The sequence below is a fragment of the Hydrogenophaga sp. A37 genome, from assembly GCF_002001205.1.
Classification (GTDB): domain Bacteria; phylum Pseudomonadota; class Gammaproteobacteria; order Burkholderiales; family Burkholderiaceae_C; genus Hydrogenophaga.
Map to the genome: position 1 here is coordinate 42,699 of NZ_MUNZ01000112.1, position 7,960 is coordinate 50,658.

General features: G+C 67.5%; 7 protein-coding genes. All 7 read left to right on the forward strand.

Features of this window, described 5'->3' with window-relative positions; all coding sequences use genetic code 11:
* Positions 1-13: 13 nt before the first annotated feature.
* Positions 14-1,213: a flagellar basal body P-ring protein FlgI gene (locus B0E41_RS13770; protein WP_077331726.1), complete on the forward strand. Its 1,200-nt coding sequence runs from the start codon at positions 14-16 to the stop codon at positions 1,211-1,213.
* Positions 1,214-1,217: 4 nt separating this feature from the next.
* Complete coding sequence (gene flgJ / locus B0E41_RS13775; RefSeq protein WP_077331727.1) at positions 1,218-2,213, forward strand: flagellar assembly peptidoglycan hydrolase FlgJ; 996 nt, start codon at positions 1,218-1,220, stop codon at positions 2,211-2,213.
* Positions 2,214-2,229: 16 nt separating this feature from the next.
* A complete protein-coding gene (gene flgK, locus B0E41_RS13780) occupies positions 2,230-4,140 on the forward strand; it encodes a flagellar hook-associated protein FlgK (RefSeq protein WP_077331728.1) in 1,911 nt (636 codons plus the stop codon).
* 17 nt (positions 4,141-4,157) lie between these two features.
* On the forward strand, positions 4,158-5,381 hold the full coding sequence (flgL, locus tag B0E41_RS13785; RefSeq protein ID WP_077331729.1) for a flagellar hook-associated protein FlgL: 1,224 nt from the start codon (positions 4,158-4,160) through the stop codon (positions 5,379-5,381).
* Between the two features lie 84 nt (positions 5,382-5,465).
* A complete protein-coding gene (locus B0E41_RS13790) occupies positions 5,466-6,710 on the forward strand; it encodes an HDOD domain-containing protein (RefSeq protein WP_077331730.1) in 1,245 nt (414 codons plus the stop codon).
* A gap of 29 nt (positions 6,711-6,739) precedes the next feature.
* The gene (gene queC, locus B0E41_RS13795) at positions 6,740-7,492 is read left to right on the forward strand and encodes a 7-cyano-7-deazaguanine synthase QueC (RefSeq protein WP_077331731.1); all 753 of its coding nucleotides are present in this window, start codon (positions 6,740-6,742) and stop codon (positions 7,490-7,492) included.
* Positions 7,489-7,806 carry a hypothetical protein gene (locus B0E41_RS26615; RefSeq protein ID WP_143433832.1) on the forward strand — a complete coding sequence of 106 codons (318 nt, stop codon included), beginning with the start codon at positions 7,489-7,491 and terminating at the stop codon, positions 7,804-7,806. The genes queC and B0E41_RS26615 overlap by 4 nt, the downstream gene beginning before the upstream one ends.
* Positions 7,807-7,960 lie beyond the last annotated feature (154 nt).

A 7,960-nucleotide genomic window follows, 5' to 3' on the forward strand; every position in this document is an offset into this window, starting at 1 on the left:
TAGCATCCACCTCATGAACCCGAAGCTCCGCCCCATCCCTTTGCAGACCGGTTTCAGCCGCTCTCTGTTCGCGAGCCGTGAGCTGCGCGCCCTCTGGCTGAAACGCCTGGTGGTCTGGAGCGGTCTGGCCGTGGGCCTGGTGCTGTGGCTGGGCTTCCCCGCCAACGCCCACGCGATCCGCATCAAGGAGGTCGCGGCGGTGCAGGGCGTGCGCTCCAACCAGCTGACCGGTTTCGGCCTGGTCGTGGGGCTGGACGGCACCGGCGACCAGACCACCCAGATGCCCTACACCTCGCAGGGCATGACCAACTACCTGCAGCAGCTCGGCCTCACCCTGCCCGGCGACGCCAAGGTGCAGCTGAAGAACGTGGCGGCCGTGCTGGTCACCGCGCAGCTGCCCGCCTTCGCCCAGCCGGGCCAGATGATCGACGTCACCGTGTCGTCGATGGGCAACGCCAAGTCGCTGCGCGGCGGCACGCTGATCACCACGCCACTCAAGGGTGTGGACGGTGAAATCTACGCGCTGGCCCAAGGCAACCTGCTGGTCGGTGGCGCGGGCGCCTCGGGCGGCGGCAGCAAGGTGCAGATCAACCACCTGAGCGCGGGCCGCATCCCCAGCGGCGCGCAGGTCGAGCGCGTCGTGCCCACGGCCTTTGCGCTGGGCGACACCATCGACCTCGGGCTCAATTCCGCCGACTTCCAGACCGCGCGCCGCGTCGCGCAGGCGATCAACGAGCGCATGGGCACGGGCGTGGCCAGCGCGGTGGACGGCCGCGTGGTGCGCCTGCGCGCACCGGCCAACACCGACGAGCGCGTGAGCTTCCTGGCCGAGATCGAAGAGATCCCGATGGAGGCCTCGATCCCGGCCGCGCGCGTGATCATCAACACCCGCACCGGCTCCATCGTGATGAACCAGGCCGTGACCCTCGGCCCCTGCGCCATCGCGCACGGCAACCTCTCGGTCAGCATCAGCTCGACTCCGGTGGTGAGCCAGCCCAACCCGCTCTCGCTGGGCCAGACCGTGGTCGCAGAAAAGACTGCCATCCAGATCACCCAGGACAGCGGCGCGCTGGTGAAGATGGACGCCGCGCCACAGCTCGCCGACCTGGTGCGCATGCTCAACGGCCTGGGCGCCACGCCGCAAGATCTGCTGGCGATCTTGCAAGCCATCAAAGCGGCCGGCGCCATGAACGCCGAACTCGAAGTGATCTGACCCCATGTCCTCGCTGCAGCCCACCACCCAAGGCCTCGCCGTCGACCCCGGCGCGCTGAACGCGTTGAAGTTCAGCGCGGGCCAAGAGGGCGAGAGTGGCAAGGCCGCGCTCAAGGGAGCGGCCAAACAGTTTGAGTCGCTGTTCATGCGCGAGCTGATCAAGAGCATGCGCGACGCGACCCAGAAATCGGGCCTGCTCGAAGGGCAGGGCAGCGACCTCGGCACCGACCTGCTCGACCAGCAACTCTCGGTGCAGCTCTCGGGCCTGCCCGGTGGTTTGAGCGAGGCCATCGAGCGCCAGCTCAGCCGCCAGATGGCCCCCAAGGGCGCGGCCGAGGGGTCCACCCCGGCCGGCAGCGCCACCAGCACCGGAACCGGCGCTGACACCCCCGCAGAATTCAAGCCGCTGAACCGCTCGGGCCTGCGCGCCTTGCTCAAATACGCGCCCAACGCGGTACCCGTTCAGGGCTCGGCCAGCGCCGAGCCGGCGAAGGCCCTGCAGCGCAGCAACGCCAGCGCATCGGGCCCGCGCCACGTCGGCTTCGTGTCGCAACACAGCGAGGCCGCTGCCCAGGTGGCGCGCGAGTCGGGCATCCCGGCGAGCTACATGCTCGGCCAGGCCGGCCACGAAACCGGCTGGGGCCGCAGCGAGATCCGCCAGAAAGACGGCACGCCCTCGCACAACCTGTTTGGCATCAAGGCCACGTCGTCGTGGAAGGGCAAGGTTGCCGAGGTCACGACCACCGAATACGTCAACGGCGTGCCGCGCAAGACGGTCGCCAAGTTCCGCGCCTACGACTCGTACGCCGACTCCTTCCGCGACTACGCGCGCCTCATCACCAAGAGCCCGCGCTACGACAAGGCCATGGACCAGATCGGCTCGGTGCAGGGCTTCGCCAGCAGCCTGCAGCGCGCGGGCTACGCCACCGACCCGCAGTACGCCGCCAAGCTGAGCCGCGCGATCAACATGACGCTGAGTGTGCAAAGAGCACAGAGCTGAGACCTGAAAGCCCACCATGTCCAGCGCCCTCAACATCGGCACCCTTGCCCTCAACGCCAACCTGTCGGCTTTGCAGGTCATCGGGCACAACATCGCCAACGTCAACACCGCCGGCTATTCGCGCCAGACGGTGGACATGCGCAGCTCGGGCTACCAGACGCTGGGGGGCAACTTCTACGGCCAGGGAGTCGAGCTCGGCACGGTGGCCCGCCAGCACGACGCCTACCTCACCCGCGAAGCCCAGCTGTCCAGCTCGGTGGCGTCCGCCGACAGCGAGCGCCTGGCGCGCCTGAATCAGCTGGAGAACCTGTTCCCCACCGGCGAGACCGGCCTGGGCTCGGCGATGAACGACCTGCTCAACGCCTGGTCCGACGTGGCGTCATCGCCCACCAACCTGGCCGCGCGGGCGGTGGTGATCGGACGCGGCGAAGAGATCGCTGCGCGCCTGCGCGACACGGCCGGGCAGATGGACATCCTGGCCAGCAGCGCCCGCCAGCAGGTGGGCGACACGGTGGACACCATCAACAAGCTGGCCGGGGAAATCGGCATCCTCAACCAGAAGATCATCGAAAGCCAGGGCAACACCGGTCAACCCAACGACCTGCTCGACCAGCGCGACACCCTGATCGGCGAACTCAGCAAACTCGTTCAGGTGAGCACCGTGAGCGCCGACGACGGCAGCATGAGCGTGTTCGTCGCCGGCAGTCAGCCGCTGGTCCTGGGGACCGGCGTCGCCCGCCTGGCCGTGGTGCCCGACAGCACCGACGGCTCGCAGCAGCGCATCCACTTCCAGCTCGGCAACAACTCGACCGCGCTGCCCGTCAGCGCCCTGGGCGGTGAGCTGGGTGGCGTCATGCAGTTCATTGACGAAGACCTCAAAGAGGTCGGCAACCAGCTCGGTCGCATGGCGTTGGCGCTGAACGCGACGGTGAACGCCCAGCACCAGCTGGGTGTGGACCTGCGCGGCGACACCGGCGCCAGCTTCTTCGTGCCCGCGACCGACGCGGCCGGTCTGCCCGTGCCCACCAACACCGGCACCGCCGCCCTGCACGCCGAGGTCAGCGACCCCACCGCCCTGCGGCCTTCCGACTACCAGGTCAACTTCACGGGCACCGGTGTCGACATCGTGCGCCTCTCCGATGGCCAGAGCACCTCCTTCGCCGGGCTCCCCGCCGACCTCGACGGTCTCAGCTTCCAGATCGACAGTGGCGCTGCCGCCAGTGGCGACAGCTTCCTCGTCAAACCCTTTGCGGCGGCCGCGCGCGACATGCAGATGGCCGTGAGCGCGGCCGACCGTCTCGCCGCGGCCAGCCCGGTGATGGTCACGCCCGGCACCGGCAACACCGGCGGCATGAGCATCGGTAGCCTCTATGCGGTGGAGCCCTCGGCCAACCTCACCGACCCGGTGACACTGACCTTCCTCGCCGACGGCAGCTTCACCGCCACGGGCCTGGGCCCGGGCAACCCGCCACCCGACAACCCGGGCCTGCCCCCGAGCTACAACTACACCCCCGGTCAGCCGCTGGTGTTCAACGGCTGGAGCCTCACGCTGCGCGGCAACCCCTCCGCCGGCGACAGCTTCGACATCACCGCCGCATCCACCACCAACTTCGCACAGAACGCCGGCAACGCCGCCGGCCTGCTCGCGCTGCGCGACCTCGCCACCTTCGACGGCGTGTCGCTGGCCAACGGCTACAGCGCGGTGCTGTCGGACATGGGCACGCGGGTGCAGGGCGCGCAGTTCGCCGCCAGCTACTCCGGCCAGGTGGCCTCCAGCAACGAAGCCGCACGCGCGGCGGTGTCGGGCGTCAACCTCGACGAAGAGGCCGCGCGCCTGCTGCAGTACCAGCAGGCCTACCAGGCGGCCGCCAAATACATGCAGATCGCCCAGGGCATTTTCGACACCCTGTTGCAGACCATGCGCTGAAGCCCCGGGAGCCCACCATGAGAGTCGCCACCGCCCACGCCTACGACACCACCATCGCCCAGCTCAACAAGCGCCAGGCGGAGCTGGCCACGCAACAGGAGCGCATCTCCAGCGGCAAACGCGTCATGCGCGCCAGCGACGACCCGGTGGCGGCCGCCTTGTCTGAATCGGTGCAGACCCGGCTTTCGCGCGTGCAGACCGACCAGCGCGCACTCGATTCGTCGCGCACCAGCATCCAGCAGGCCGAGAGTGCACTGGGCGAGGCGGGCGACCTGGTCCAGAAAGTGCGCGACCTGATCATCGCGGGCGGCAACGGCGGCTACGGCCCCACCGAGCGCGCCGCCCTGGCCAAAGACATCGAGGGTCTGCGCGACCAGCTGTTTGCGGCGGCCAACCGCAAAGACAGCGCCGGGCACGGGCTCTTCGGCGGGCTCGGCGGTTCCGCCACGCCGTTCGTTCAGGAGTTCGGCAGCGGCAGCAACGAAGTGCGTTTTGACGGCCAGCGCGGCCAGCAGGCCGCTGGCGACAACCAGCTGCCGAACGCCATGGACGGCGAAGCGATCCTGATGCGCATTCCCGCCGGCAATGGCACCTTCTCCATCGACCTGCCCGCCGGCAACACCGGCAGCCTGCGCGCCGACACCGGCCAGGTGACGAACCTCTCGGCGCTCACCGGCCACGACTACCGCATCGACTTCAGCGGCACCGCCGGCGCCATGCAATACAGCGTGACCGACGTGACCACCGGCACCCCAGTGGCCGGCCAGACCGGCGTGGCCTACAGCGCTGGCTCGCAGATCGAATTCGACGGCATGTCCTTCCGACCCAGTGGCGAGCCCCGGGCCGGCGACCAGATGGACATCACACCGTCCGCCGCGCCGACCGACATGTTCAAGGTGATGCAGGACGCCATCGACGCCCTGAGCCTCGACACCGGCAGCAGCGGCGACGCCGCCGTGCGCACCCACGACCTCGGCCGCGCCCTCGCCGAGCTCGACGCTGGACACGAACGCGTGCTGCTTGCCCGCGCTCAGGCCGGCGAATGGCTCAACCGCGCCGACTCCATCGACAGCCTGCTCGCAGACCGCGAGGTCGACCACACCACGGAACAGTCCCAGCTCGTCGACATCGATCTGGTCAAGGCCTATTCGCAGTACAAGACCATGGAGATCGGCATGCAGGCGGCCCTCCAGTCCTATGCTTCCGTGCAGAAGCTCTCGCTGTTCCAGTACCTGAGCTGACACCAGGCCTGAGCAATGAGCGCAGCGCCGGGCCGTTCCCAAGCCAGCTCGCACCGCAGTCCGCAGGACGGAGGTTAGAGACAAATGACCCACACCGTCCTCGACAGCGTCGCCTTGGGCTACCAGCCGGTCTGGAACCGGCGGCGCCGGCTCGCGGCCGTGCACCTGAGCGTGAGCCCGGTGCAGCCCGGCGCCGTCGATGCCGCCCACCTGATGCAGTTGCTCGGCGACGACTGGCCGGTGGCCGCACCCGTGCTCATCCTCTCGCTGCGCACACCCGAACTGCTGCACCAGGCGCTCGCCTGCAAGCCCGTGCCCAACACCTGGCTCGAAGTGCCCGCCAGCCTGTTCACCCACCCCGAGAGCCTGGCCATGCTGTCGGTGGCCATGCGAAAAGGCCATCAGTTGCTGCGCCATGCCGCGCTCGCCGAACTGCACGGCGAATTCATTGCGCCGCTGGACGTGCGCAGCCTGCTTAGCGTCGACGCCGAAGAGGCGCTCGAAGCGCTCCAGGCCCGCCCCACCGAGGCCCAGCCCGTGCCGTCCCGGCGCACGCCCATCCTGCCCGGCCACCTCTACCAGAACATCTGCAATCGCGGCCTCGCCGACCATTGCCTAGACGAAGCCGGCGCCTGGGGGCTGCTCGGCTGGCCCGACGACGACGTGTTGCACGCCTGGCGCGCGCGGCCCATGGGCTGCGACGCCGTGGTGATCGGCATGATCCGCCAGGCCATCACCAACGACAGCTCGCTCGACCAGCTGGAGCGCTTCGTGCGGCAAGACCCGGTCGTGTGTTACCGCCTGCTCGTGCACATCAACTCAGCCACCTACGGCGGACGCCACGAAGTGGACTCGCTGCGCCACGCGCTCATGATGCTCGGCTTCTCGGCGCTCGACCGCTGGCTCGGCGAACAACTCGCCAGCGCCAACGACGACACCGGGCTGCACCCCGTGCGCTACGCACAGGTGATGCGCTCGCGCCTCGCGCAGCACCTGCTCGAATCCGGCTCTGAAGAGGACTTGCGCGCCGAGGTCTACACCACCGCGCTCTTCGCCCAGCTCGACCGCCTGCTGCACCAGCCGCTCGGCACGCTGATCGGCCGCCTGCCGATGTCCAGCCGGGTCGCGGACGCACTGATCCACCACAGCGGCCCCTACTTCCCGCTGCTCGACATCGCCCGCGCGCAGGGCGACGTGGACAATCTGCACCTGCTGCCCGAGATCTGCGAGCAACACGAGATGAGCCTGGAGCAGGCCAACCGCGCGCTGCTGCGCATGCTCTCCACCAGCCGCGACCACGGCCTTGGCCCGGCAAAGCAGCCCGGCTGATCCATTCGGGGCGCGGCTACCATCGGGCCATGGTCACCGCCCAACCCCACCACACCAGCGCCCTCGTCCTGTTTTCAGGCGGGCAAGATTCCACCACCTGCCTCGCCCACGCGCTCGCGCGTTACCCGCGCGTCGAAACGCTGGGCTTCGACTACGGGCAGCGCCACAGCGTCGAGCTGCAGGCGCGCACCGTCGTCATCCAGAAGCTGCGTGACCAGTTCCCCGCCTGGAGCGAGCGCCTGGGCGAAGACCACCTGCTTGATCTGGCCGTGCTCGGCAAGGTCAGCGACACCTCGCTCACCCGCGACATGGCCTTCAAGATGGAAGCCAGCGGCCTGCCCAACACCTTCGTGCCCGGCCGCAACCTGCTTTTCCTCACCCTCGCCGCCGCGCTCGCCTACCGGCGCGACATCCAGGTCATCGTCACCGGCGTCTGCGAGACCGACTTCAGCGGCTACCCCGACTGCCGCGACGACACCATGAAAGCCCTGCAGGTCGCCCTCAGCCTCGGCATGGACCACCGCTTCCTGATCGACACCCCGCTCATGTGGATCGACAAGGCCGAAACCTGGCGCATGGCCGAAGCACTGGGCGAAGCGAGCGGCGTGGCCGGCGGCGGAAAAGCCTTCGTGGACCTGATCGTGGAACACACCCACACCTGCTACTTGGGCGACCGAGAGCACCGGCAGGATTGGGGGTATGGGTGTGGGAGCTGCCCGGCTTGTGAGCTGCGGGCTCGGGGGTGGGCGGGGTTTACCAATGCGTGTGGTGATGTGTCATGAGGTACATAGCAGGTGTCGCCTTTGTTGCTTCTCTATTTCAGGGTAATTTCGAGTTGGCGATGTTCATTGCCGGATGTTTTGGTGTTGTTTATTTGGTTCTTTCCGTATATTCGAGTTTTTCAGATAAATCAAAGCTGTCTGATTTGACACTCGCACTGCTAAATGAGAGAGTTGGCTGGAAGGTGCTTCGATTCAAAGATGATCATTCAAAATCAGTGGGCGATTTGATCTACTCTCCTGATTCCCGGGCCGCGATTTTGGTAAAAAAATGTCGACTCGCTCTGATTATTCTACGACTCATGCAGGAAACATAATATGCGCTAAGGTGATTGAATTGCTACCTAGGGAACGTCTGCAGAACCGTCGCCACTGGCACGGGATGTGCGAGATTGACGTTATGAAACAGATGAGCCTGAGCGAGAGCGGATTCGAGCGCAAGACCAAGAGAACGCGCAAGCGCGAGTTCCT

Excerpts from the sequence above, each read along its gene's own strand:
- B0E41_RS13790 (WP_077331730.1), top strand. The coding sequence starts at position 5,466 with ATGACCCACACCGTCCTCGACAGCGTCGCCTTGGGCTACCAGCCGGTC.
- flgL (WP_077331729.1), top strand. The coding sequence starts at position 4,158 with ATGAGAGTCGCCACCGCCCACGCCTACGACACCACCATCGCCCAGCTC.
- flgK (WP_077331728.1), top strand. The coding sequence starts at position 2,230 with ATGTCCAGCGCCCTCAACATCGGCACCCTTGCCCTCAACGCCAACCTG.
- queC (WP_077331731.1), top strand. The coding sequence starts at position 6,740 with ATGGTCACCGCCCAACCCCACCACACCAGCGCCCTCGTCCTGTTTTCA.
- flgJ (WP_077331727.1), top strand. The coding sequence starts at position 1,218 with ATGTCCTCGCTGCAGCCCACCACCCAAGGCCTCGCCGTCGACCCCGGC.
- B0E41_RS26615 (WP_143433832.1), top strand. The coding sequence starts at position 7,489 with ATGAGGTACATAGCAGGTGTCGCCTTTGTTGCTTCTCTATTTCAGGGT.
- B0E41_RS13770 (WP_077331726.1), top strand. The coding sequence starts at position 14 with ATGAACCCGAAGCTCCGCCCCATCCCTTTGCAGACCGGTTTCAGCCGC.